The following is a 25,264-nucleotide window of genomic DNA, read 5'->3' as shown; positions in this document are numbered from 1 at the left end:
CTCCTTAGGCGGCCTGATACAGGGTGACGACGCATGCACCGCCCAGACCCAGGTTGTGTTGCAGCGCCAGGCGCGCGCCTTCCACCTGGCGCAAGTCCGCCTGGCCCCGCAACTGCCACACCAGTTCAGCGCATTGCGCCAGGCCCGTCGCACCCAGGGGATGGCCCTTGGACAGCAGTCCGCCCGACGGATTGGTGACCACCCGCCCGCCGTAGGTGTTCTCGCCATCGATGATGAACTGCTCGGCGCTGCCTTCTGGCGTCAGGCGCAGGCCTTCATAAGTGATCAGCTCGTTCGCCGTGAAGCAGTCATGCAACTCCACCACGTCCAGATCGGCCGGGTCCACGCCAGCGGCCTCGTAGACCTGATCGGCGGCCGCGCGCGTCATGTCGTAGCCCACGACCTTGCGCATATCGCCTTCGCTGAAGGTCGACGGCGTGTCGGTCGTCATCGCTTGGGCCGCGATGCTGACCGCCGGATTCAAGCCATGGCGGCGCGCGAAATCCTCCGAGCACAGGATGGCGGCCGCCGCCCCGCAGGTAGGCGGGCAACATTGCAGGCGAGTCAGGGGATCAAAGATCATCGGCGCCGCCATCACTTCATCCAGCGTGACCGTCTGGCGGAACACGGCATAAGGATTGCGCGCCGCATGTTGGCGCGCTTTGACCGAAATGCGCGCGAAAGTGTCGGTGCGGATATCGTGTTCTTTCATGTAATCACGCGCGGCGCCGCCGAAGAACTGCGCGGCGCGCGGCTTGGCCGTGTCGTAGCCCTGAATGTCCGTCATGGACGACACGAACTCCGACAAGGGCGACGGGCGGTCTTCGTAAACGCCCTTCAACGCGCCGGGCACCATCTGTTCAAAGCCCACCGCCAGGGCACACTCCACGGCGCCGCTTTCCACCGCCTGCCGCGCCAGGAACAAGGCGGAAGATCCGCTGGCGCAGTTATTGTTCACGTTGAAAACAGGGATACCCGTCAGGCCCACCCCGTACACCACCGCCTGGCCGGACGTGGAATCGCCATAGACGTAACCGGCGTAGGCCTGCTGCACGGCGTCGTAAGGCACGCCCGCGTCCTTCATGGCTTCGCGCACGGCGCGCATGCCCATCACGGAATAGCTTTCGCTTGCACCCGGTTTGCTGAACGGGATCATGCCGACACCGGCCACCCATACTTTTCTATTCATGCCTGTTTCTCCTGAAGAGGCGTCGCGGCAACCGCCGCACGCGGGGATTCATGGCCTTGCCGTAAAACGGACTTCAACACCTTGCCCGCAGCGGACAGGGGCAGGTCGTCACGGAATTCAAAGCTCTTGGGACATTTGTAGGAAGCCAGCCACTGGCGGCAATGCGCGAGCAGCGCGTCAACATCGGATGGGTGGCCCGCGCGCGCCACAATCACTGCGTGCACCGCTTCGCCCCAGCGCTCGTGCGGGACGCCGATCACCGCGCAACGCGCCACCCCCGCATGCTGCGCCAGCACGGCTTCCACTTCGGCCGCGTAGACGTTTTCACCGCCGCTGACGATCATGTCTTTCAGACGATCGACAACCGTCAGATATCCGTCTTCGTCCAACCGCGCGGCATCGCCCGTCAACAGCCAACCGTCAGCGAAAGCGCGCGCGGTTTCTTCGGGCAGATTCCAGTAGCCCGAGATCACCATCGGGCCGCGCACCGCCAACTCACCGACCTCACCGGGGGCCGCGTCTTGACCGTCCGGCGCCAGGATGCGGACTTCGACGCCCACCGCCGGGCGTCCGGCGGATAGCGCGCGCTGGCCGCCATGTCTCACGTTGGCATTGATCGCCACCATGGCTGATGTTTCGGTCATGCCGTAGGCATGCACGAATTCCGTCTGCGGAAATGCGGCCAGCGCTCGCTCCAGCAACGCCGGCGAAATCGGTGACGCGCCCCAGATCAATCGCTGCACGCCGTCCATCCGGTAATGGGGAAAGTCCGGTTCATCCAGCAGCATCTGGATCATGCTGGGCACCAGCAATACTTCGGTCACGCCGTCGTCCTGCAAGGATTGCAGTACCGCCTTCGGATTGAAGCCACGCTGGATCACCACGGATGCGCCCGCCAGGAACTGGCCCATCAAACGGCCCAGCCCTGCCACATGGAACAGCGGCGCCACCAGCAACACGCAGCTGTCTTCGGCGGTTGGCACGGTGGCCAACCTGGCCACGGCGGCGCTCCACAGATTCGCGTGCGTCAGCATCGCGCCTTTGGGAAACCCCGTGGTGCCACCGGTGTACAAGATGGCGGCCAAGGTGCCGCCACCTGCCCGCAAGTCAGCGATGGGTGTGGCATTGGTGGACTGGGCCTCCAGCACCGGCGCGGACAGCAGAACGGTGGACGCGGGCAACGCCACGCCGGCCATGCGCGGCGCCAGCGTCTCGTCCACCACGAGCAAACGTGGCGTTCCGTCGACCAGGCCTTGCTTCAGTTCAGCGCTGCTCCAGCGGGTATTCAGCGGTTGAACCACCGCCCCCAGCCACCAGCACGCCAACATCCACGACACATAGGTCGCGCTATTGACGCCCAGCAGCGCAACACGGTCGCCCGGTTGCACGCCGCGATCGCGCAACACGGCCGCCTTGCGAGCCACCCAGGCCAGCAGTTCCGGATACGTCCAGCGCTGCGCGCCTTCGCGCAATGCGATCTTTCCGGGATACAGCAGGCTTGCACGATGCAGGCCTTGCGTCAGATACATGGCATTGTCTCCTGCGGCGCGCGGGCTCTTTGGCCCGCTGTCCTGTCCGGCCGTGCGCGGTGCGCCCGACCGTTGCCGAGCCCATAGCTTCCTGCGGGGCGCGCATGGCGGCAATGGCCGCAGGCGTCAAACGGATTGGCGGAAAGTGTCAGTGGCCGGTGGCAGGCAAGCGGGACCGCATACCAGGCGGTTGCGGCGATACTCCCCCGGCGATACACCGGTCCACTTCTTGAAGGCGCGATGGAAGGTGCTGGATTCGGAAAAGCCCAGCCGCTCCGCGATATCCATCAGGGACAAGTCGTGCCGGCCCAGGTATTCCACCGCCGCATCGCGACGCAGATCGTCTTTCAGCACCTGAAATCCCTGGCCCTCTTCGCGTAGATGGCGTCTGAGGGTTTGCGGCGTCATCGACAACTGCTCGCTGACCTGCGCCAAAGAGGGCAATTCGGCGGATAAATCGTTACGCAGCAGTCTGCGAATGCGATCTGTCAGCGTGGCGCGGTCTTGGTATTTCACCAGCAGGTCAAAGGGAGCGTTTGCCAGAAACGCCTTCAATGCCTGCCCGTCCTGCACCACCGGCAGCGCCAGCCAGCGCGACTCCAGCCACAGCCCCGACATCGGCTGCCCGTAACGCACGGGTGCATGGAAGACCTTGTGAGCGTCGACGCTGCGTGCGCCTTCGTTGTAGTCCACGCCGGAAATCGGAATGCGCCGGGCGGCCAACCAATTGGCCACGCCCAGCGTGAAGAGCAGGAACGTGCGTTCGCCATACCACTGTGTCCCTCGACCCTTGCCGTGCGAGTCGAGCACGATGTGCGCGGAGTCACCGCTGACGCACAGCCGCGCGGTGAAGTCACGCAGCACGCCATGGTAATAGCGAAAGGCGGCCCGCAACGCCTGCCCCACCGTGGGTTCTTGCAACGCCAGGCGGCAAGCGTGCGCGAATGCCCCCATCGGCACGGAATGTTGCCCCAGACCCAGAAAATCATCGCGCGTGGCGCGACGCAACATGCGCAGGATCTGCGCGAATTGCGCTTGCGACACGCGCGCCATTGGCGCCTGCAACAAGGCCGGCGACACGTCGGCGCGCACCAGGACGCGGTCCACGTCCACGCCCCGGCTACGCGCGCCTTGCAGGATCTGGGCGATATGCCCCACAGCGATGGTGTGATGGGTCATGGCGTATTCCAACGACGGATCGGATACCGGCTGCGTCGATGGTAGCCAAAGGCTTTGCCGCATGGAATGCCGGCGTGAGCATTCCCGCCAAGCGAAATCAGCGATTTCGCCATTGGTTCCCCGCAAAGCCGCGCCTAGACTGGTTTTCTCCCCTGGCCGGCCGCCTCTTCGTATTTACCGGAGTCCCTCTTTGGATACGCCGAACACCGCCCCGCTTGCGGGCATCAGGATTCTGGATTTGTCGCGCTTGCTGCCCGGCCCGCTGGGCGCGCAGTACCTGGCCGACCTGGGCGCAGACGTCATCAAGATCGAGGACACGCAGGCCGGCGATTACGCGCCGCCATCATTGCGCGCGGTGTGCAACCGCAACAAACGCGGGGTACGCCTGGACTTGAAACACCCCGAGGGACAGGCGGCGCTGGCTGCGCTGGCGCGCGATGCTGATGTCGTGATCGAGAGCTTCCGGCCCGGCGTGGCCAAGCGCCTGAAGGCCGACTACCCCACGCTGTCGCAGCACAATCCCCGCCTGGTGTATTGCAGCATTACGGGCTACGGCCAGGATGGCCCGCAATGCGACGCCGCTGGCCATGACTTGAACTATTCCGCCTATGCCGGCGTGGCGGATCAAATGGGTTGCGGGCCAGACCAGCCGGCGCTGTCCAACCTGCCCGTGGCCGATATCCTGGGCGGCTCGCTCACCGCGGTAATGGGTATTCTGGCGGCGTTGGTCGACGCGCAACGCACCGGACGCGGGCGCTATGTGGACATCGCCATCGCGGACGGGCTGCTGGCCGGGGCGGTCGTGCCGCTGGCCACGCTGAATGCCCAGGGCGAGACACGGCCGGCAGGTGCCGACAGCCTGTCGGGCGCGTTGGCGTGCTACGGGCAATACCGCACGCAAGACGGCCGCTATCTGGCCGTGGCCGCGCTGGAATCCAAATTCTGGAATGCCTTGTGCCAGCGCCTGGAACGCCCCGACCTTCTACCCCTGCACCGCGACGGCGATTCCACGCAACAGGCTCACGTCAAGAGCGAACTGCAACGCCTGTTCGGCGCGCGGCCGCTGTCGCACTGGCTGGACGTGCTTGGCGGCGTGGATTGCTGCGTGTCGCCCGTGCTGACGCTGTCCGAGAGCCTGACGCATCCGCAATTCGCGGCGCGCGCCATGGTGCACCAGACCCGGCACGCGGTCTACGGGACCAGCGCGCAGATCGCCAGCCCCGTGAAGATGTCGGGCTTCCAGTTCGCCATTCACCGCCAGGCGCCACTGCCTGGCGAACACACCGATCAGATCCTGCGCGAGGCCGGCTACGACACCGCCGGCATCGCCAGCCTGACCGGACGCGGCATCGCGCAGTAGGGACATACGGCCGATGCAACAGGCGCGGCGCTCCCCTTGCCGCGCCCATGAAAATCAGGATGGAGACAACCATGATTGACCCTCGTCGCAGCACCGCCTCGCCCACCCGCCGCAGCCTGCTCAAGCTGGGGCTGGCCCTGCCGGCCGCACTGACGCTTGGCCGCCCCGCGCACGCCAGCGGCTTTCCCACCCGCCCCGTCACCTTGATCGTGCCCTTTCCGGCGGGCGGCGCCACCGATACGCAGATGCGCGCGCTAGCGGTAGCCGCGACGCGCGAGCTTGGGCAAACCGTCATCATCGCCAACCGCCCCGGCGCGGGCGGCACCCTGGGTCCGGCCGCGATGGCGCAAACCGCCGCGCCTGACGGCTACACGGTGTCGGTGGTGGTGGGGACACTGTTTCGCTACCCGTTCCTGCAAACGGTGAATTACGACCCGCTCACGGACTTCACGTATGTGGCCGGCATGACGGCCTATTCCTACGGCATCGTCGTGCGTCAGGACGCGCCCTGGAAGACGCTGGATGAACTCATCGCGGATGCCCGCGCGAACCCCGAGAAGATCAGCTATGGCGGCACGGGCACAGGCGGTTCCGGCCGCATCGCCATCGAACGCCTGTCGCGGCTGACGGACGTGAAGTTCAACTTCATCCCCTACAAAGGCGCCGCCGAAGAAACCACCGCGCTGCTGGGCGGGCACATCCAGATGGTGTCGGATGCCGGCTGGGGGCCGATGATCGATACCGGCAAGGCCCGCTTGCTGGCCGTCATGGGAGATGCGCGCGCCAAGCGTGTGCCCGACGTGCCCACGCTGACGGAACTGGGCTATCCGATCATCGCGTCCAATCCGGTAGGCATCGCTGGCCCCAAGGGCATGGACCCCAAGGTGGTGGCCGTGCTGCAACAGGCATTCCACCGCGCGTCGCGCGATCCCGAATACAACCGCGCACTGGAAAACGCGGATCAGCCGCACATGCTGATGGATAGTGCGACCTATACGGACTACGCCGTCCGGCAAGTGGCGGAAGAGAAGAAATTCGTGGCCGAGCTCGGACTGAAGATGCAATAGCGGTTCACCCCGCATCAAGGCAACCGCGCCGCCCTGCCTGTCTTGCTCGGGCGGCGCCGGTCAACAGACGGCAAGCGATAGCATGCTGTCGCGCAGCCGCAGCACCGATGCACATGATGTATCGCGGTGGGTCACCAGCGACAGCGATAACGCGCCATGCGCGTCGGCGTCAGTCAATGACACGAACGCCACGTGCGGCGTGGAGTATGCCCGCGTCACGCCCGGCACAAGCGCCAGCCCCAGACCGCTGGCAACCAGGCTGACCAGTGTCTGCACCTGTATCGCCTCTTGGCTGATGCGGGGCGAGAAACCGGCTTTGTGGCATAGCGCCAGCGCCACGCCGTTCAAGCCTGGCACTTTGGCAGGCGAATACAGCACGAAATTCTCGGAGCGCGTACGCTCCAGCGCAATCGGTCCACCGCCCGCCAGCGGGTGCGTGGCAGGCACGGCCAGGATCAGGTCGTCCTGCTCGACCACCCAGGAATCCAGGGCCACATCTTCCGCCAGCGGCCCTCGCACCAGGCCCGCGTCGATATCGTTGGCGCGCAGCATCGCCACCAAACCGACCGTGCTGTCTTCACGCAGATCAAGCTGCACATCGGGGTACTGGGCGCGGAATGCCGGCAGGCAGCGCGGCAGCAGCATGTAGGTGGCGGACCCGACGAACCCCAATCGCAGCGTGCCCCACTCCCCCAGTGCGGCGCGGCGCGCTGCCTGACGCGCCTGCTCGGAATGGAACAGCGCGCGGCGGGCGTCGGCCATCAATGCAGCGCCTGCGGGTGTCGGGGTCACGCCCTTGGCGCCGCGCACCAACAGCGGCACGCCCACCGAATGCTCCAGTTTCTGTATGGAAACCGACAGGGCCGGCTGCGCAATATGCAGCGCATCGGCGGCGCGACGGTAGCTCCCCAACTCCGCAATGGTCACAAACTGCCGGAGTTGCCGTAAATCCATGGCCATAACAGAATCCATATCAAGTGATACCGAAGCCATATTAGACGTGTATGCACCGCGCCGATAGGATGCCCGATATGACATCCCCTCTCTCTTCCGGCAGCGCGCTGGGCGGTGTGCGCATTCTGGACCTGACATCCGTCGTATTCGGCCCCTATGCGTCGCAGATACTGGCCGACTACGGCGCCGACGTGATCAAGGTCGAAAGTCCCGACGGCGACTCCACGCGCCACACCGGGCCGTCGCAAGAGCCCGGCATGGCGGCCATCTTCCTTGGCATGAACCGCAACAAGCGCAGCATCGTGCTGGACCTGAAGCAGGCCTCGGCGAGGCAGGCGTTGCTGACGATGGTGGATCAGGCCGACGTGTTGATGCACAGCATGCGCCCCGCCAAGATGACGGCGTTGGGACTGGATCCCGCCACGCTATGCGCCCGAAATCCGCGGCTGGTGTATGCCGGGCTGTACGGTTTCGGCGTGGGCGGCGCCTACGATGGCCGGCCCGCATACGACGACATCATCCAAGGCCTGTCAGGAGTAGCCGACCTTGTCGACCGCCAGACGGGCGTGCCGCGCTACCTGCCCACGGTGGCCGCGGACAAGACCTGCGGCCTGATCGCGGCGCACGCAATCCTGGCCGCGTTGTTCCAGCGTTCGCGCACCGGCCTCGGCCAGGCGCTCGAAGTGCCTATGTTCGAAAGCATGACGTCCTATGTGCTGATGGAGCATTACTACGGCAGGCACCTGGTCGATGAGCCGGGCCAGGCCGGGTACCCGCGTGTGCTCACTCCCTGGCGCAGACCCTGCCAGACCGCCGACGGCCATGTCTGCCTGATGCCTTATACCGACACGCACTGGCGCAACTTCTTCATCGCAGCCGGTCACCCCGATCTGGCGGAAGACGAGCGCTTCGCCGACATTTCCGCCCGAACGCGGCATATCGAAACACTCTACGAACTGCTGGCAGGAGCTGTCGCCAAACACGACACCGCGTACTGGTTGGCCCTGTGCGAACGGCTGGAGATTCCCGCTGCGCCGATCAACCGCCTACAGGATCTGGAAACGGACCCGCACCTGCAAAGCGTGGATTTCTTCGTGCCGTTGGAAAGCGCGTCCGGTAGCCGCTATCGCTTTGCCCGCAGCCCCGTGCGCCTTGAGCATTCCCACGTGCCGCCGTCCATGCCGCCTCGGCTGGGTGAGCACACGCAAAACGTGCTGCGCCAAGCCGGCTTGGACGACGGCCAGATCGCCACGCTTCTAAAGACCGGCGCCGCCCGGGACGCGCTTTCCGCCCCCCACGACAACCACTTGGACCTTGCATGACAGCACACCGCAACGACTCCCCCATCGCGCAACTCGGTCAGGGCTATTACTGGCAGGACCTGAGCGTTGGCCAGCGCTTCCACACATTCCGCCGCACCGTCACGGAAACCGACATCGTCAATTTCATCAGCGTCACGGGCATGTTGGAAACAATCTTCATCGACACCACCTATGCGCGCGGCGCCATAGCGGGCCGCCCCGCCCCCGGTGGCCTGACCTACGGCCTGATCGAAGGATTGATCATGCAAGGCATGGTTCAAGGCACGGGCTTGGCGCTGCTGGAAGTCCACAAGAAAATGCTGGCCCCCGTGATCGCGGGAGACACCATCTGGGCGGAGATCGAGGTGACGGAGGTCCGCCCGACTTCGCAGCGCAACCGGGCAGTCGTCACGTCCGCCATCGAAGTCCGCAATCAGCACGACAAGCCTGTGATGGCCTACACGGCCACGCGCATGCTGGCCGGCAGGCCCGGCTGAATCAACATCAGGCGGACGGCGCCCCGTAGAGGGCCTGCTGCCTGGAAGCGATCGGGCTTCGCATTTCGCATCAGACACGAGGAGACAAACCATGAAATCAGCGCTGTTTGCAGTCGGCTTGACGATCCTGGCACTAGGAGGCGCGTCCGGCGCGCATGCCGCCTGGCCCGAACGCCCCATCACGATGGTCGTGCCCTTCCCGCCCGGCGGCCCCACCGATCTGGTGGCGCGCGTGCTGGCCAAGCAATTGACTGACCAGTTGGGCCAGACGGTCGTGGTGGAGAACAAAGGCGGCGCCAATGGCAATATTGGCATGCAATACGCGGCGGCCGCGAAGCCCGATGGCTATACCGTGCTGTACAACACGTCCTCCATCGCGCTCAGTCCGAATCTCTATCGATCGCTGCCATTCGACCCGGTCAAGGACTTCGCCCCCGTGTCCTCCACGGCGGTCATCCCGCTGGTGCTGCTGGTGCATCCGTCGGTACCGGCGACGGACATCCAGACCTTCGTCCAGTATGCCCGCCAACATCCCGGCAAGCTTTCATATGGCTCGGCAGGCGCCGGCAACGTCACCCATCTGGGCGCGTTGTTGCTGTTGCGTTCACTGGATGTGGACGCGATGCACGTACCCTACCGCGGCAGTGCCCCGGCCATGACGGACCTGGTGGGCGGGCAAGTGCAACTGATGACCAACACGCTGAATGACTCGCTTGGCTTCATCCGCGAGGGCAAGCTGCGCGCGCTGGCAGTCACCAGCGCCACTCGTAGCGAGCAGTTGCCCAACGTTCCCACCGTGACCGAAACCGTGGTGCCGGGATTCGAGATGGGTGCATGGCAGGGCGTGGTGGCGCCCGCCGGCACCCCCGCCCCGGTGATCCAGAAGTTGAACGCCGAGATCCGACGCGCGCTGCAATCGTCCGAGATGCAAAAGCAACTCAACGTGCAAGGCGCGCAGGCCTTGGGATCCACGCCGCAAGAGTACGCGAGCTATATCAAAAGCGAGATCCAGCGGTGGGGCGAAGTGGTGAGGGAAGCGAATGTGAAGCTGGACTAGCCCCGGCTTTCCCGCCGCACGCGCGTCGCGTGCTGGTCTCGCTTGCGGCTTTGGCAGGAAATCAGCGGCCTGCGGCCTTGGCGCTGATGCCGTTGGCAACGCCCATGTCGACCTTGGGCACGTCGCGGATCAGCACCCGCACGTCTTCGCCCGAGATATCGATACTGGTGCAGACGGCCTGGTTCAACGCGGCGATCAGCGCGGCCTTCTTGGCTTCGTCCCGGCCTTCGATCAACGCCACGTCCACGCGCGCCATGCGCTTGCCGATTTCGCCCGCCACGATCACGTTTTCGGCGGGCACTTCCTGCAACACAATGCGCACGCTGGGCAGCGGTGCGGCAATGCTTTCAACCACGGCATGGGAGGCCGCTTTCAGCAGCGCGGCTTTCTGGGCGGCCGAGTGGCCTTGCAGGATCTGGACATTCAAAATAGGCATGACGGCTTCCGATTTTCCGAATAGCGGGAACCGGCCGAACTGACCGGCTAGCAATCATATAGCGACTTTGCCCGCGTGCAAGCGATTGCACGCGGGCAAAGTTCAAGCGCCAAGCACTTTCGCCTTTCGCGCTTTCAGGGCGACGTTGCGATCAGGCCGCTTCGCCCCGGTGCTCCGGCGCGGGCTGGGCTTCCAGTTCGGCAGCGGCATCTTCGGCCGATGCCGCCGTTTCAGTCAGGGCCGGGGTGACTAGTTCCACCACCTTCTTACGGGACAACATACCCAGGAACTCATCGTCCTCGCCCGTGACGGCAACCGGCTGATCGCTGTGCACCAGTTGTGCCAGCACTTCACCCAGGCCCGCCGTGGCCGGCACCGACGCCAGATCCTCGACAAAGCGCGACACGTCGCGCGCGCCCTGCTGGATGGCTTCTTCCGCCGCCTTGGCCGTCAACACCCCCGCCAGGCGCTTGCCGTCCAGTACCGGCGCGTACTGGTAGTCCATGGCATGCATGCGATCCAGCGCATGCGCGGGACGCGAGCGCATGGTCAGCGTCAGACGCGCCGGGTTCACGGCGTGCGTGGCGTTCAGCACCTTGGTGCGGTTCACGTCTTGCAGGAACGACTGCACATAGTCATTGGCCGGGTTCAGCAGAATGTCTTCCGGCGTGCCCTCTTGCACCAGTTCACCGTCCTTCAGGATGGCGATCCGGTTGCCCAGGCGCAAGGCCTCGTCCAGATCGTGCGTGATGAACACGATGGTCTTGTTCAGCTTGGCCTGCAATTGCAGCAGCTGATCCTGCATTTCGCGGCGAATCAACGGATCCAGCGCCGAGAAGGCTTCGTCCATCAGCAAGATTTCAGCGTCGGTGGCCAGCGCGCGCGCCAAGCCTACGCGCTGCTGCATGCCGCCCGACAACTGATGCGGGTACTGGTTCTCAAAACCCGCCAGCCCCACTTGCTCCAGCCAGTCACGGGCGCGCTTCTCGCGTTCTGCCTTGCCCACGCCCTGCACGGTCAGGCCGTACGCAGCGTTGTCCAGCACCGTGCGGTGCGGGAACAGGCCAAAGCGCTGGAACACCATGCTCATCTTCTTTTGACGGAAGACTTCCAGGTCACGCTTGTTCAGGCTGACCACGTCCACGCCGTCCACCAGGATATGGCCGGCGCTGGGTTCAATCAGGCGGTTGAAGTGGCGAATCAGCGTGGACTTGCCGGAACCCGACAATCCCATGATGACGTAGATGCTGCCTTCTTCAATGGACAGGCTGATGTCGCGCAGGCCCAGGGTGTGGCCGCTTTCGGCCAGCAGTTGTTCCTTGCTCATGCCGTTCTGTGCGGCTTGCAGCCATTTCTTCGGATGCGAACCAAAGACCTTGTAGATGTTCTTGACCTCGATCTTGCTCATCGCTGGCCTCCCATGCGCATGCGCTGTCCATACGATTGCGTGATCCGGTCGAACAGCACGGCCAACACCACGATACCCAAGCCCGCCAGCAGGCCACGGCCCACTTCCAGACGGTTGATCCCCAGCAGCACTTCATAGCCTAGGCCGCGCGCGCCGATCATCGACGCAATCACCACCATCGACAAGGCCATCATCGTGGTCTGGTTGATGCCGGCCATGATGTTCGGCAAGGCCAGCGGCAGTTGCACGCCAAACAATTGCTGGCGCGGATTGGCACCGAAAGCGCGCGACGCTTCCAGCACTTCACGGTCGACCAGGCGGATGCCCAGATCGGTCAGGCGAATCAGCGGCGGCACGGCGTAGATCACGGTGGCAATGATGGCGGGGATCTTGCCCAGGCCAAACAGCATCACGACGGGGATCAGATACACGAAGCTGGGCATGGTCTGCATCACGTCCAGCACCGGCAGCATGATGGAGCGCAGCCAGTTCACCCGCGCCATCAGCACGCCCAGCGGAATGCCGATCAGCACCGACAGGCCGGCGGCCATGATCATCAGCGCAAGCGTCTGCATGCCGGCGTCCCACAAGCCCAGCACGCCGATGACGCACAGCAGCGCGCCCATCGCCAGGCTCAGGCCGATTCGGCGGCTGACGCCCCAGGCGATGGCCACGGTCACGGCGACCACGGCCCACCAGGGCGAACTGCGCAACACTTGTTCCAGCCACACCAAGGCGTGCAGGACCGGCTGAGACAGGGTCTCAAGCGTATCCGCGTAGTTGGTGACCAGGTGATCGACAAAGCCGTCGATCGCCGCCCTTACCTGACGGGCGGGAATAATTTCAGGAAACATCGTTTCAACTCCATTCTGGGGCGCTTGCGGTGGCGGTCGCCGCCGCATGCTCCGAAAGACCGGATGTCCAGGCAGCGATGAGGCTTCCAGGGCGGAAGCAGGCTGCGGAAGACGCGGCGCCATCGGCTTGCATCCAGACGCAAGCGTCCGGTAAACAGCCATCCCAGGGGAAAAAGCCCAGGGCCGCTAGCTCGCCACGAGACTTTTTCCCTTGAGGCGGCCCGACAAGCCGGAAGACTTCCGGCAGGGCGGGCCGGCACGCGCCAAGGTGGCGCGAGGCCTGCACCTCGGGGGTTACAGCGCGGCTTGGACGCGCTGGGCGACGTCGGCAGGGACCCACTTGGTCCAGACGTCGGGCTTGTTCTTCAGGAACCACGTGGCCACGGCGTTGGAATCATCGCCAGACTCTTCCATGTGGGCCAGGGTTTCATTGATCACCGGCAGCGGCACCGACACCTTCGACAGGAACGCCGTCAGGGTGGGCGCTTCCTGGGAGAACTTGGTGTTCACCGCGGTGAAGACGGGATTGTCGGGATAGGCGCTGGGCTCAGGCTTGGCGCACTTGGACGACGTCAGGCACTTGTGCTTTTCGGCGTCATAGGGCGGCATGTCCAGCTTGACCAGATCCATCGCGCCGACCAGCGGCGTGGGCGACCAGTAGTAGAAAACCACGTTCTGCTTGCGCTTGTAGGCCGACATCAGCGCGGCCTTCTGCGCGGCCCCGGTGCCCGGCGAATACAGCGTGTAGCTGTCGCCCAGCTTCAGGGCATGGAACAGGTTATTGCTGGTGACTTCGCAGCCCCAGCCCGCCGGGCAACCGTAAAAGCGGCCCTTGCCGGGTTCTTCGGGGTCCTTGAAACTGTCCTTGAACTTCGGCAGATCAGCGGCGGATTTCAGTTCCGGCAGACGTTCAGCCGTATAGCGGGGGATGTACCAGCCTTCGGCGCCCATGTAGAGGTCGCCGATGCGCTTGACCTTACCGGTCTTTTCGGCGCGATCCCAGGGATCGGCCACGCTGTTCAACCAGATCTCGGTATTGATATCCAGGTCGCCGCGTTCAAGCGCGGCCAGGGCGGGCAGGGTTTCCGTTGGCAAGGTCTCGGTTTTGCAACCGTAGCCCTTTTCCATGATGAAACGTTCAACATCAACCAGAACCAGGTTGGATTCCCAGTTCATGGCGCCGAAATTGACCGGACGCTTGATTTCGCATTGAGGGGCGTCGGCGGCTTGGGCCGCGCCAGCAAATGCAAACAGAACGGCCGCGGCGGCCAGGGTCTTGACAGGGGTAAAACGCATTGGCTTTTGCCTCCATAGGTTCAGGGACACACGCCGGGTCTGGCCCGGAAGTGCCATGGAGCTAAGGGGGTTGTGCGGAAGACGGGCAGAACCGCCAATACAAACCGACACTAGCGACAAGAGGATCCGCAAGGGTGCGGAATCTTGCAAGACAGGAGCTTCAAAAACACAGTTTTTGAAAACCCACAGAAAGTGAACAAACTGAACGAAGAAGGCAGCATCTTAAACGAAATTGCGATACCACCCAACCCCAAGCCCGAATGGAATAGATACATTCCAGGCAAAAAATCTACGGGATAACCCCGATCGACCACAGGAAAATTACGAATTTCTCCTAGGAAATATCGCCTTCAAATGGCAGATACATTTAGTAAATTACAGATTCGTATTAGTACATACTAACCATCACAGACAAGCCGGAAACGCCTCTTGGCAGCCCCCTAAAGCATCGGATTCAAGCTATTTTCAGCCAATATTCAGTTTAAAATCCCAGACGATGTGACCGTCGCTCATCGGGCGCGCGGATGAGGCTTGCCCCATATTGATCGCAAAGCAGGCTCAGCGGCCGGCGCCATCGCCATACATATAGTCGCGCCGCCACGGATACGAAAGATCCGGGGGATTGTCCAGCTCGTCAGAACGGCCGGTGGCGGGCGGCTGGCCCAGGATCTGATGCAGGGCGATCCAGCCGTGCTCGAATGCCATGGCGCAACCGGCCAGGTACAGGCGGTACGCCCGCAGCGACCGCGCGCCCTGGTCGGCGCCCAGTATCTGAGCAGCCTCCGGCAGGCGGGCCTCCAGCGCATCACTCCACGCCCACAACGTGCGCGCGTAATGCGGGCGCAGGTTCTCCACGTCCACTTCCTCCAGGCCGCCATTGGTCATGGCTTCCATCACGACACTGATGTGGGTCAGTTCGCCGCCGGGGAAGATGTACTTCTCAATGAACTCGCCCATGCCGTTGCCCAATTCGGCGTTATAGACGCCGGCCGCGGTAATGCCATGGTTCATGATCAGCCCGCCCGGCTTGAGCAGGCGGCGCAGCTTGGCGAAATAGCCTTCCAGTTGCGCCCGGCCCACATGCTCGAACATGCCCACCGACGCAATCTTGTCGAACTGCCGGGATTCGTCCAACTGACGGTAGTCCAGCAGTTCCATGCGGACCCGGCCAGCCAAGCCCTTTTCCTGGATCAGTTTCGAGACGTGCGCGTGCTGATTGCGCGACAGCGTGATGCCGGTGGCGTCCACGCCGTAGTTTTCAGCGGCCCACAGCAGCAAGCCGCCCCAACCCGCCCCCACATCCAGGAAACGCTCGCCCGCGTGCAGGCGCAGCTTGCGGCAGATGTGGTCGAGCTTGGCCTCCTGGGCCTGGGCCAGCGTCATCTCCGGCGTGCGGTAATACGCGCAGGAATAGACGCGGCGCGGGTCCAGCCACAGCGCATAGAAGTCATCGGACAGGTCGTAGTGAAACTCGATCTGCTTGGCGTCGCGCTCCGCGGAATGCCGCCACACCGACATCACCTTGCGCACCAATTCCGTCAGCCAGCCCCCGCGCGCCGCATCGACCGGAGAGCCCGGCAACAGCGCCGATGCCGCCGCCATCACATCGCGCATATTGCCTTCGATATCGATGCGGCCTTCTACATAATCCTGCCCCAGCACACCCACCGCGCCTTCGGCCAAGTGGGCCAGCGCGGTCTTGTCGTGTGCCACGAAGCGCACGCGCGGATCGGGCGGCCCCAGCACCGTGCCATCCGGCAACACCAGTTGAACCGGGACGGGCAAGGCTCCAAGTTTGCGTTCCACCACAGACAACAAAGGATTCACGACCTCTCCTCTGAATACTTACGGACGCTGAAGACTGTATCGGAAAATAGCTGAAATTTGCGTGTCAGGTTACCCGTGATACAGTCGCTGGCTTGGCGCAAAACATGCAATGAAACGCATGCGCCCTGTCTCTGCGTTTTACCGCGATCACCATGCCCCCATCACCAGTTTCCCGCAGCGGCCTGCCCGGTTGGCTCATTCTCATGGGCGCGCTGACGGCGATCGGCCCGTTCGCCATCGATATGTACCTGCCCGCGTTCCCGACCATCGCGGCCAACCTGGGCGTACCCCGGGGCGATGTCGAACGCACGCTCGCGGCCTATTTGATCGGGCTGGCGCTGGCGCAAGTGTTCTACGGCCCGATGGCCGACCGCTTCGGGCGCAAGCCGCCGCTGATGGTGGGCCTGGCGCTGTTCATGGTGGCCTCGCTGGGATGCGCGCTGTCGGGCTCGGTCGAGGCCCTGACTGGCTGGCGCGTCGTGCAGGCCATGGGCGGCGCCGCAGGCATCGTGATTCCGCGCGCGGTCATCCGTGACCACTACGACACGCACGAGGCCGCGCGGGCGATGTCTCTGCTGATGCTGATCATGGGTCTGGCCCCGATTCTGGCGCCGCTTGCCGGCGGCCAATTGCTGACCTTCGCCTCGTGGCGCAGCCTGTTCTGGATCATGTTGCTGGGCGGCGCCATGCTGATGCTGGCGGTGGCGAAGATCATGAAGGAATCGCTGACGCCCGACCGCGTCGTACCGTTGCGCTGGAGCACCATCCTGCGCAACTACCGCGATCTGTTCTCGCATCGTGGCTTCATGGCACACAGCCTGGCGGGCGGTTTCGGCCAAGCCGGCATGTTCGCCTACATCATCGGCTCCCCGCGCGTCTTCATCGAACTCTATGGCGTGCCGCCTCAGTACTACGGCCTGCTATTCGGCACCAACGCGCTGTCGCTCATCATCTGCTCGCAGATCAGCGCCCGCCTGCTGCGCACCTATCGGCCTCGCCAACTGCAACGCAAGGCCCTGACCTCGCTGGCCATCGCCAGCCTGGCGGCCGTGGCGCTGACGCTGGCCGGCTGGATGACGCTGCCTCTGCTGATGTTGTGCCTGATCGGCTACATGGGCAGCCAGGGTTTCGTGAACCCGAACTCGGCGGCGCTGGCGCTGTCGGACCAGGGCAAGCGCCTGGGCGCCGCGTCGGCTTTATTGGGGACGCTGCAATTGTCCTGCGGCGCATTGGCCGGTTTCGCGGTCAGCGCGTGGCAAACGGACAGCGCCCTACCCCTGACCACCACGCTGGCCACCTGCGCCTGCCTGTCCTGGATTTCGGGCCGTGTCGCGCAATCGCACACGGCATGACCATGGCCGCTTGATTTACTTGGCTTTTTCGTATTAGAATCTACGTCTTCACAAGAAGTTTCCCGTGCCGGACTACTATGCTTTGTAGTTCAGCACTCTGACCCCAACCGCGTAGCGTCAGGAAATTCAGGCAAGAAATTCTCAAGAATTTCGACCAGGGTTTCAGCGGGTGGTAGGCAGCGGGTATAAGCACGGGCGGATCCAATCCCCCTCATCCACTAAGACTGGGTGGCCGGCAAAGGCAGCGCAAGTGGCAACACGGCGCTCCCCACACAGCCCGGCGGCTAAATCCCCCGTCTACCCCCCAAGCGATGCGCGAAAGAACGACATAAAGAGGTGCATCCATGGCACGCGTATGCCAAGTGACCGGCAAAGGCCCGATGGTGGGCAACAATGTTTCGCACGCAAACAACAAGACCAAGCGTCGCTTCCTGCCCAACCTGCAATCGCGCCGGTTCTGGGTTGAAAGCGAAAACCGCTGGGTCCGCCTGCGTGTTTCCGCCAAGGCCATCCGCACGATCGACAAGAACGGCATCGACGCCGTTCTGGCCGACATGCGCGCCCGCGGCGAAATCGCCTAATCGGCCTCCACGACAATCACCATACTAGGAGCACGACATGGCCAAAGGTATCCGCGAAAAGATCAAGCTCGAGTCGACTGCCGGCACGGGTCATTTCTACACGACCACCAAGAACAAGCGCAACATGCCCGAGAAGATGCTGATCAAGAAATTTGATCCGGTCGCTCGCAAGCACGTTGACTACAAGGAAACCAAGCTGAAGTAATTCAGCCGGTATTCTGGTGAGTCAAAAAAAAGCCCTGCATCGCAGGGCTTTTTTCATGGCTCATGCCCCGTCCTTGAATTGGCTGACAGTGCATTTAAGAGGCACAACGCCGGTACGGGCTCCAGGATAAGTCCACGCTCCGGGCGTGGCTTCGCAGGCCCAGGACCGCACGTTCATAGGGAGTTCATGTCCGCTTGGGTTTAAGCGACCCCATGAGCCATTTTCGAAATAGCTGAATCTTCGGAATATCCTCTTCTTCCCTTCGCACCGAAAAGAAATGCGTCTCTCGGGCGATGCGGGGAAATTCGTTTGCGCCCAGTTCAATCAGCTCGCCTCGCGCCAATTCCTTCTCGGCAAATCTTGTGGATTCCAATGCGATGCCCAGCCCGTCCACCGCAGCGGAAATCGCCAGGGCGGCTCTGTCGAAGGATTGATTCACGTTGGGCGCGGTGGTGAAGCCGTTCATGGCGAACCAGTCGCGCCATGTCACGCGGCTTAGCTGCGATTCGATGAGAGCGAATTCGCTGATGAGTTTGCGCGCATTGCGCTTGTTCGCCAGTACTGACGGCGCGCATAGCGGAACGATGAATTCCTTTCCCAGCGGGGTGACTGCAATCCCCGTGCGTTGGACGGCGGTGCCATACGAGATGGCAACGTCGACTTCGCGGGCGCGGGTAAGGTCCAGCGGTTCGGCGGCGGTCGTCAGGCGGATGACGATTTCCGGGTGGCGCTGGGTGAGCGTCCCCAGGCGAGGGCCGAGCCATTTGGCGGCGAAGCTGGGGGCGCAGTAAAGCGAAAGCACCTGACCGGTGGGCGCGAGGCTGACTTCTGAACAGCTGGCTTCCAGCGCGTTCAGGACGCGCGTCAGGCTGTCGGCGAATCTTGCCCCTTCCGCCGTGAGATCAACCCGGCGATTGAGCCGATAGAAGAGCGGCTTTCGGAAAACTTCCTCAAGTTCCTTGATTTGATGACTGATGGCGGACGGGGTCAGGCTCAGCTCGGCCGCCGCTGCCGCAAAGCTTCCGAGGCGAGCCGCGGATTCAAAGGCTCTCAAGAGCACGAAGTTCGGAATTCTGCGCATGGATCCACCTGGAAGCTGACCGGGTTGCCGTCGTCATTCAGTTGAATACAGTTCATCTGAAGTTGAACAAGTATCGCTTTTTTTTAATTGATGTACATCAGAAGATCGTCTGCATCCCATCACGCCGACAGCGTGAGCTCGGGGCCCGATCCCTCTCTGGAGTCATCCATGTCTGCCATCCTCGACCAAGTCCCCGCGAACAAGCATGCGCCCAAGCGCCTTCCTGACGGGCGCATCTCGATTTACGAACCGACGCAAAAAGGGCTGATCTATCCGGAACAGCCCACCTTTGCCTCCCTGGAGGAGGAACGCCTGCATCTAAAGAAACGCCTGGTAGCGGCTTGCCGGGCCTTTGCGCTGGAAGGTTTTGACTACGGGTTTGCGGGTCACCTGACCATACGGGACCCGGAGTTCCCCGAGCTGTACTGGACGAACCCGATGTGCGTGCACTTTGCGGACGTGAGAGTTTCCAACCTGATTCTTGCGGACCACAAGGGCCAAGTGGTCGAAGGCGAATACGCCTTGAACCGCGCGGGCTTTGTGCTGCATGCCGCCGTGCATGAGGCGCACCCCGACATCCTCGCCATGTGCCACGCGCACACTACCTACGGAACGGCCTTCGCTTCACTGGGCAAGGCGCTGGACCCCATTTCGCAAGACGCGGCGGCGTTCTTTGAAGATCACATCGTCATCCGTGAAGAAGCCGGGCAGGTCGCCGTGGAGGAAAAAGCGGGCATGGCGGTTTGCGACTGGTTCAAGGGAGTCAAGGCCGCGATCCATCAAAACCACGGCCTGCTCACCGCCAGCCGTCACAGCATTGAGTCGGCGGCGTTCTGGTTCATTGCGCTAGAACGTTGCTGCAAGCAGCAGTTGATGGTGGAGGCGACGGGCCTGAAACCAGTTCTGGTTCCGCCGGACCGTTCGCGCTACAGCCGGGAGCATGTGGGCTCCGAGTACATCGGCTGGCTGCACTTTCAGCCGATATACAGCCATTTGGCGGCGACACAGCCCGACATGTTCGATTGAACCGGCAGCGTGTCGCGGGCCTTTCCGAGCAGGCCCTGACGAGGCACAGGAGCGTGCCTCGTTTCACATAAAAAATAAGGGAGACAAAAATGTATAGCGATATCGCACCCGCGCGTGCACCAGCATCCGATTTCGAGTCGGCCACCTACTCCAAGGTCGCCTGGCGGCTATTGCCCTTCCTGTTCCTTTGCTATGTCTGTGCGTACCTGGACCGTATCAACGTGGCGTTCGCCAAGTTGCAAATGTCGCAGGACCTGGGCTTCAGCGATGCGGTCTATGGACTGGGCGCGGGCATTTTTTTCGTTGGCTATCTGGCTTTCGAAGTGCCTAGCAATCTGATCCTGCTGAAGGTGGGCGCGCGCCGATGGATTGCGCGCATCATGGTCACGTGGGGGCTGATCTCCGCAGGCATGATGTTTGTTTCCAGCCCGACCAGCTTCTACGTATTGCGCTTCCTGCTGGGCGTGGCCGAGGCCGGATTCATTCCCGCCATTCTGCTGTACCTGACCTACTGGTTTCCAAACTCACGCCGCAGCAAGGTCACGGCACTGTTCCTGACGGGCATTCCCATGTCCGGCGTGATCGGCGGCCCCTTGTCGGGCTGGATCATGAACCACTTCAACGGCGCCATGGGCATGGCCGGCTGGAAGTGGTTGTTCCTGATTGAAGGAATACCCACCGTCTTTGTCGGCGTCGTTGCCTTCTTTTATCTGAATGACAGAGTGGCGGACGCCAAGTGGCTGAGCCAGCCGGAAAAGGACCTTATCCAGCGAGACCTGGCGGCCGAACAGCAAGACCAGCATTTGCATTCGATCAAGGACGGTCTGACCAACCCCAAGGTCCTTCTGCTGGCGGGCATTTATTTCTTCTTTACGATGGGCCTGTATGGCGTGAGCTTTTGGCTCCCGAGCCTGGTCAAGGCCAGCGGGGTCACGGACACCATGCAGATCGGTTTGTTGTCGTCGATTCCCTATGCGGCGGCAGTGGTCGGCATGATTCTGATCAGCCGCAATTCCGATGCGACGGGTGAACGCCGCTGGCATCTGTCGCTGGCCGGCCTGTTGGGCGCGCTGGGTCTTACCGCCAGCGTCTTCTGGGCGCATGACACCACGCTGGCCATGGTGGCGCTGACCGTGGGCACGGTGGGCGTGATGGCGACAATTTCCCAATTCTGGGTGTTGCCGCCGGCCATTCTGACGGGTGGCGCCGCCGCAGCGGGTATTGCCTTTGTCAATTCGGTGGGCAGCATATCGGGGGTGGTCAGCCCTTACGTCATCGGATACGTGCAGACCGCGTATGGCACCACGGGCGCCGGCGTGTTCGGCCTGGCGGCCAGCCTGGTCATCGGCAGCATCCTGGTGTTCTCCGTTCCCGCCGCGCTCGTGAACGTGGCGAAGGGGCGCGAACGCGGCTAGGCACTCATGCCGTCATGCCCTCGGCCACTACGCCGTTGCGGCATCTTTGGGCTTTTGAGAGGGGGAGATCGGGTACATCTCCTCCAGTTCGTTAACCAGGTTGGCCCTCGCCTTTTCAATATGCTGGTCACTCAACGACACGGCACGCTTCACATTGCCTTCGGCGATGGCGTCTGCAATGGCTTGATGCTCGTCCCACAACGAGGCGCGGTGTTTCGCCACACGATGCACCGCGCCCATCACGCGCCTCAGGTGCATCCAGTGGCGGTGGGCGCTTTCCTGGATAAGCGGGTTGCCGGACGCCTCGTAGATCGCGTTATGAAACGCAAGGTCCGCATCGATGATGGCGCGCAAGTCCTTGCCTTTGGACACCGCACGGCCGTGTTGAATCAGCGCGGGGGCGATGCGGAATCGTTTTTCCGCAGCGAGTTTCGCAGCCAGGGCGTCCAGCGCGCCGCGGACCTGGTACAGGTTGGCCACCCAGGCGATGTCCAACTGCGCCACCTGAACGCCGCGTCCGGGCGCGTCTTCAATGAAGCCGTCATTTTTCAACAGGCGCAGCGCCTGCAATACCGGAGATCGGGACACGCCAAGCTGCTCGGCGATTTCTTCCTGCGTGATGCGCTCACCGGGTTCCAGCGAGCCATCCGTAATGGCGTCGACCAATACGCGATAGGTTTCGTCCACGAAATCCGCACGGGCGGGCAGGCTGTTGAGGGTGAGTTTCATAGGTGGAATTCTACGTTGGATACAGAGTTCAAACGAACGATGAATAAAGGAAGCTTCTAGGAGATCCGCCCCTGACAGGCGGCGAGCAGTAACAATTTTGCGGGTTTTCCCCGGGGGATGATGGGAAATAAATCCCTTAATCTCTGTATACAGAGTTCAGAGTTCAGTACTCTGAATTTAAATTTTTTTACGACATCGGAGACAACATGAGCACCACACAAGACCAGTTCGAACGTTCAAGCAGCGCCGCCGCTGGCGCCGTCAAGAAGCTCATCCCGTATGGCGGATACTTCACCAACAACGTCCCGGGCCATGATCCGGAGCTGACCGAAGTCGGCCCCGGCACCCCCGCAGGCGAATACCTGCGCCGCTTCTGGCATCCCGTCTGTATGACACTGGAACTGACGGACACGCCGCGCTTTCTGAAAATCATGGGAGAAGAGCTGGTCTGCTTTCGCGATGGAAGCGGGGCCATCGGCCTGCTGCATGCGCATTGCGTGCATCGCGGAGCGTCGCTGGAGTACGGAAAGATTGAGCAGCACGGCATTTCGTGCTGCTACCACGGCATGGTGTTCGACGTGGACGGCGCTTGCCTGCGCGTGCCATTCCCCGAAGGCGAGGAGGAAGAAGGCGAACGGTATCGTTGTTCTATCCGTCAAGGCGCGTACAAGGCGCTTGAACGCCATGGCCTGGTGTTCGCGTACATGGGCCCCCCGGACGAAGAACCGCCGTTTCCGGACTGGGAAGGAAATTTCACGGTGGCCGAAGGCGACGAACTCGTGCCCTACAGCAACTTTCAACACGCCAACTGGCTGCAGGTGCAGGACAATTCGGCGGACAACTATCACACGATGGCGCTGCACGCGAAGCGTCAGGTAACGGGCGAACACTACCAGGGCACCACCTTCGACGAGGTGGGCGCCGCGTCGATGGAAGTCCCGCCCGATATGCAATTCGTACCTATCCACGGCGGCCGGGGCCTGGCCTGCTCGGGCGCGCGGCGCTCGGACGACGATCACATGTACATCCGCGTCCAGCATCAGGTGCTGCCCAATTTCAGCCTGCACGCCTACACGTCCGAAGACGGCCACGCCAAGAAGCTGTTCGGCCGTTTCCACATGATCCGCTGGACGGTGCCGGTGGACGACGTCAACAGCAAGATGATCGGCTGGCGCGTCATGGGCCCCGGCATCGACACACGCGGCATTGGCGACAAGAGCATGGTCGGGTACGAAACCATCGACTTCCTGGAAGGCCAGGTCGCCATGCGCCGGCCGGAGCGCTTTGGCCAATACAAGCTCGAGGACCTGCCCCCCATCCCGGCCGACCATCGCGCGCGCGCGAACTACAAGGAATGCCAGTACGCGCCAGGTGATTACGAAGCCATCATCAGCCAGCGCCCCATCGCCGTGCATGCGCTGGAGAATCCGACCAAGTTCGACGCGGGGCTGTACGTGTTTCGCAAGCTCTTGCGAGACGCTATCCGTGGGACGAATCCGGCGGCCGGCCCTCAGCAATTCGCGCAGTGGCTTCGCGATAGCGGTGGCACACCCAATAGCTATTGTTCCGGCAATGTGTTCGAACTGCCCGTTGGCCGCACCCGGGAGGAAGAGGTGACGCTGCGCCGCTACCTTGCCAAGCAGGTGGTGCTGATCCTCACCGAGTCCGACACCATCAAGGGGCAGGCGCGCACCGACTTTGTGAAACAGAAGCTGGAGGCGCTGCAACAGGACGTGCTGGCCCGGAGAATGGCATGAATGCGCCACTACCCGACGGGGCGCTATGCGCCGCATACACGGCAGGCGAGTCATTGACGCTTCGTGTGCGCTGCATTCGGTGGCAGGCCGAAGGTATCCATGCGTTTGAGCTGGTGCATCCCGAAGGGATAGCCTTACCCGAGGTCGAGGCGGGCGCGCATGTCGATGTGCACCTGCCCGCTGGGGTCATCAGGTCGTACTCGCTGGCGGGCGATCCGGAGGATCGCAGTTGCTGGACGCTGGGCGTGTTGCTGGAAGCTAGCAGCCGGGGCGGCTCCCGCGCCATGCACGAGAGCGTGCGGGTCGGGCAGACGCTTACCATAGGCTGGCCGCGAAACGCCTTCAGGCTCGCACCCGGGGCCGCGCACACGGTCCTGCTCGCGGGCGGCATCGGCATCACGCCCTTGAAGGCGATGGCTCATGTGCTGGCCAGCCAGTCGGCTTCGTTCGAGCTGCATTATTGCGCGCGGACCCGCCAGCACGCCGCATTCGTTGACGAGCTGCGCGCGCTCGCCACCCCGGCGCGCCTGCACTTGCATCACGACAATGGCGAGCGCGCAAAGGGCCTGGACATCGGTGCCTTGCTCGCGAATGCGCCGCCCGGAACGCATGTGTACTTTTGCGGCCCTGCAGGCTTTATGGACGCCTGCGCCGACGCGGCCAAGCATTGGCCTGAAGGCACCGTGCACAGCGAGCATTTCAAGGCACCGGCGCGGCCGCAGACGGATGCGGCGCCGGCGGGCAGCTTTGAAGTCCAGCTCGCCCGGTCCGGCGCAACCGTGCAGGTCTTGCCAGAACAGACCATCGTGCGCGCGCTGGAGCTGGCCGGGCATCGGATCCCGACGTCGTGCCTGTCGGGCCTTTGCGGGGCGTGCAAGCTGGAATACCTGGAAGGCGAGGTGGACCATCAGGACTTCATCCTTTCCGACGAGGAAAAGACGCATTGCCTGACGGCCTGCGTCTCGCGCGCGAAAGGCGCGCGGCTGGTGGTGGATCTGTAGCGCCCGGGCTTTTATGGCGTCCGGGCGGCGCGCACGACAGCGCCCTGCTCGCCTGGCAGGGCAGCTTCTTATTGCCCCACGGCAGAGGCACGTGTTTCAATTGGGCCGCAACCAGCAGCGCCCCCGCGCCAAGCGGCGACGCCCGATCCCTCTTGCCTGCGAT

Annotated in this window: 23 protein-coding genes; 12 read left to right on the top strand and 11 right to left on the bottom strand. The window is 63.1% G+C overall.

Annotated elements, in window-relative coordinates; all coding sequences use genetic code 11:
* Positions 1–4 precede the first annotated feature (4 nt).
* The 3 genes from HV753_RS07025 to HV753_RS07015 form a co-directional block, all read right to left on the bottom strand.
* Positions 5–1,189 carry a lipid-transfer protein gene (locus HV753_RS07025; protein WP_175173754.1) on the bottom strand — a complete coding sequence of 395 codons (1,185 nt, stop codon included), beginning with the start codon at positions 1,187–1,189 and terminating at the stop codon, positions 5–7.
* Entirely contained in the window at positions 1,186–2,718 is a 1,533-nt protein-coding gene (locus HV753_RS07020; RefSeq protein ID WP_175173753.1) for a class I adenylate-forming enzyme family protein, read from the bottom strand. Before HV753_RS07020 ends, HV753_RS07025 begins: the two co-directional genes overlap by 4 nt.
* Before the next feature lie 126 nt (positions 2,719–2,844).
* The gene (locus HV753_RS07015; RefSeq protein WP_175173752.1) at positions 2,845–3,897 is read right to left on the bottom strand and encodes an AraC family transcriptional regulator; all 1,053 of its coding nucleotides are present in this window, start codon (positions 3,895–3,897) and stop codon (positions 2,845–2,847) included.
* Between the two features lie 190 nt (positions 3,898–4,087).
* On the opposite strand from HV753_RS07015, the gene HV753_RS07010 reads away from it, so the two are divergent.
* Both HV753_RS07010 and HV753_RS07005 read left to right on the top strand, forming a co-directional pair.
* Positions 4,088–5,257 carry a CaiB/BaiF CoA transferase family protein gene (locus HV753_RS07010; protein WP_175173751.1) on the top strand — a complete coding sequence of 390 codons (1,170 nt, stop codon included), beginning with the start codon at positions 4,088–4,090 and terminating at the stop codon, positions 5,255–5,257.
* A gap of 71 nt (positions 5,258–5,328) precedes the next feature.
* Complete coding sequence (locus HV753_RS07005; RefSeq protein ID WP_175173750.1) at positions 5,329–6,324, top strand: tripartite tricarboxylate transporter substrate binding protein; 996 nt, start codon at positions 5,329–5,331, stop codon at positions 6,322–6,324.
* Between the two features lie 60 nt (positions 6,325–6,384).
* Here the strand turns inward: HV753_RS07005 and HV753_RS07000 are convergent, their stop codons facing one another.
* The gene (locus HV753_RS07000; RefSeq protein ID WP_246288181.1) at positions 6,385–7,284 is read right to left on the bottom strand and encodes a LysR family transcriptional regulator; all 900 of its coding nucleotides are present in this window, start codon (positions 7,282–7,284) and stop codon (positions 6,385–6,387) included.
* A gap of 71 nt (positions 7,285–7,355) precedes the next feature.
* Here HV753_RS07000 and HV753_RS06995 point away from each other — a divergent pair, with 71 nt between their 5' ends.
* From HV753_RS06995 to HV753_RS06985, 3 genes are all read left to right on the top strand, one after another.
* Complete coding sequence (locus tag HV753_RS06995) at positions 7,356–8,600, top strand: CaiB/BaiF CoA transferase family protein (protein ID WP_175173748.1); 1,245 nt, start codon at positions 7,356–7,358, stop codon at positions 8,598–8,600.
* A complete protein-coding gene (locus HV753_RS06990) occupies positions 8,597–9,076 on the top strand; it encodes a MaoC family dehydratase (protein WP_175173747.1) in 480 nt (159 codons plus the stop codon). The genes HV753_RS06995 and HV753_RS06990 overlap by 4 nt, the downstream gene beginning before the upstream one ends.
* A 91-nt stretch (positions 9,077–9,167) precedes the next feature.
* Entirely contained in the window at positions 9,168–10,133 is a 966-nt protein-coding gene (locus HV753_RS06985) for a Bug family tripartite tricarboxylate transporter substrate binding protein (RefSeq protein ID WP_175173746.1), read from the top strand.
* Between the two features lie 61 nt (positions 10,134–10,194).
* On the opposite strand, the gene HV753_RS06980 is transcribed toward HV753_RS06985, so the two are convergent.
* The 5 genes from HV753_RS06980 to HV753_RS06960 form a co-directional block, all read right to left on the bottom strand.
* The gene (locus HV753_RS06980; RefSeq protein ID WP_175173745.1) at positions 10,195–10,569 is read right to left on the bottom strand and encodes a tautomerase family protein; all 375 of its coding nucleotides are present in this window, start codon (positions 10,567–10,569) and stop codon (positions 10,195–10,197) included.
* 151 nt (positions 10,570–10,720) lie between these two features.
* Positions 10,721–11,977 carry a quaternary amine ABC transporter ATP-binding protein gene (locus tag HV753_RS06975; RefSeq protein ID WP_175173744.1) on the bottom strand — a complete coding sequence of 419 codons (1,257 nt, stop codon included), beginning with the start codon at positions 11,975–11,977 and terminating at the stop codon, positions 10,721–10,723.
* Complete coding sequence (locus tag HV753_RS06970; RefSeq protein WP_105557830.1) at positions 11,974–12,831, bottom strand: ABC transporter permease; 858 nt, start codon at positions 12,829–12,831, stop codon at positions 11,974–11,976. Before HV753_RS06970 ends, HV753_RS06975 begins: the two co-directional genes overlap by 4 nt.
* A 294-nt stretch (positions 12,832–13,125) precedes the next feature.
* Positions 13,126–14,127: an ABC transporter substrate-binding protein gene (locus HV753_RS06965; RefSeq protein WP_175173743.1), complete on the bottom strand. Its 1,002-nt coding sequence runs from the start codon at positions 14,125–14,127 to the stop codon at positions 13,126–13,128.
* A gap of 558 nt (positions 14,128–14,685) precedes the next feature.
* Positions 14,686–15,954 (bottom strand): class I SAM-dependent methyltransferase, encoded by a 1,269-nt coding sequence (locus tag HV753_RS06960; protein ID WP_175173742.1) that lies wholly within the window; start codon positions 15,952–15,954, stop codon positions 14,686–14,688.
* A gap of 203 nt (positions 15,955–16,157) precedes the next feature.
* Here HV753_RS06960 and HV753_RS06955 point away from each other — a divergent pair, with 203 nt between their 5' ends.
* The 3 genes from HV753_RS06955 to rpmG all read left to right on the top strand — a co-directional run bounded on the left by HV753_RS06955 (position 16,158) and on the right by rpmG (position 18,092).
* Positions 16,158–17,306, top strand: a complete 1,149-nt coding sequence (locus tag HV753_RS06955; protein ID WP_175174610.1) for a Bcr/CflA family multidrug efflux MFS transporter — start codon at positions 16,158–16,160, stop codon at positions 17,304–17,306.
* A gap of 344 nt (positions 17,307–17,650) precedes the next feature.
* Positions 17,651–17,887: a 50S ribosomal protein L28 gene (gene rpmB / locus HV753_RS06950; RefSeq protein WP_006223506.1), complete on the top strand. Its 237-nt coding sequence runs from the start codon at positions 17,651–17,653 to the stop codon at positions 17,885–17,887.
* A 37-nt stretch (positions 17,888–17,924) separates the two neighbouring features.
* Positions 17,925–18,092 (top strand): 50S ribosomal protein L33, encoded by a 168-nt coding sequence (rpmG, locus tag HV753_RS06945; protein WP_003810296.1) that lies wholly within the window; start codon positions 17,925–17,927, stop codon positions 18,090–18,092.
* 184 nt (positions 18,093–18,276) lie between these two features.
* Here rpmG and HV753_RS06940 read toward each other — a convergent pair whose 3' ends face one another.
* On the bottom strand, positions 18,277–19,173 hold the full coding sequence (locus HV753_RS06940) for a LysR substrate-binding domain-containing protein (RefSeq protein ID WP_175173741.1): 897 nt from the start codon (positions 19,171–19,173) through the stop codon (positions 18,277–18,279).
* Positions 19,174–19,341: 168 nt separating this feature from the next.
* Here HV753_RS06940 and HV753_RS06935 point away from each other — a divergent pair, with 168 nt between their 5' ends.
* Both HV753_RS06935 and HV753_RS06930 read left to right on the top strand, forming a co-directional pair.
* Positions 19,342–20,199: a class II aldolase/adducin family protein gene (locus HV753_RS06935; protein WP_175173740.1), complete on the top strand. Its 858-nt coding sequence runs from the start codon at positions 19,342–19,344 to the stop codon at positions 20,197–20,199.
* An 89-nt stretch (positions 20,200–20,288) separates the two neighbouring features.
* Positions 20,289–21,614 (top strand): MFS transporter, encoded by a 1,326-nt coding sequence (locus HV753_RS06930; RefSeq protein ID WP_175173739.1) that lies wholly within the window; start codon positions 20,289–20,291, stop codon positions 21,612–21,614.
* Between the two features lie 27 nt (positions 21,615–21,641).
* Here HV753_RS06930 and HV753_RS06925 read toward each other — a convergent pair whose 3' ends face one another.
* The gene (locus HV753_RS06925; protein ID WP_175173738.1) at positions 21,642–22,343 is read right to left on the bottom strand and encodes a GntR family transcriptional regulator; all 702 of its coding nucleotides are present in this window, start codon (positions 22,341–22,343) and stop codon (positions 21,642–21,644) included.
* 206 nt (positions 22,344–22,549) lie between these two features.
* Here HV753_RS06925 and HV753_RS06920 point away from each other — a divergent pair, with 206 nt between their 5' ends.
* Entirely contained in the window at positions 22,550–24,100 is a 1,551-nt protein-coding gene (locus HV753_RS06920) for a Rieske 2Fe-2S domain-containing protein (RefSeq protein WP_175173737.1), read from the top strand.
* Positions 24,097–25,101 carry a PDR/VanB family oxidoreductase gene (locus HV753_RS06915; RefSeq protein ID WP_175173736.1) on the top strand — a complete coding sequence of 335 codons (1,005 nt, stop codon included), beginning with the start codon at positions 24,097–24,099 and terminating at the stop codon, positions 25,099–25,101. Before HV753_RS06920 ends, HV753_RS06915 begins: the two co-directional genes overlap by 4 nt.
* Positions 25,102–25,264 lie beyond the last annotated feature (163 nt).

Source organism: Achromobacter pestifer (assembly GCF_902859625.1).
GTDB classification, from domain to species: Bacteria; Pseudomonadota; Gammaproteobacteria; order Burkholderiales; family Burkholderiaceae_B; genus Achromobacter; species Achromobacter pestifer.
The sequence above is the reverse complement of the archived record's forward strand: the minus strand, read 5'-3'. Positions and strand labels throughout refer to the sequence as shown.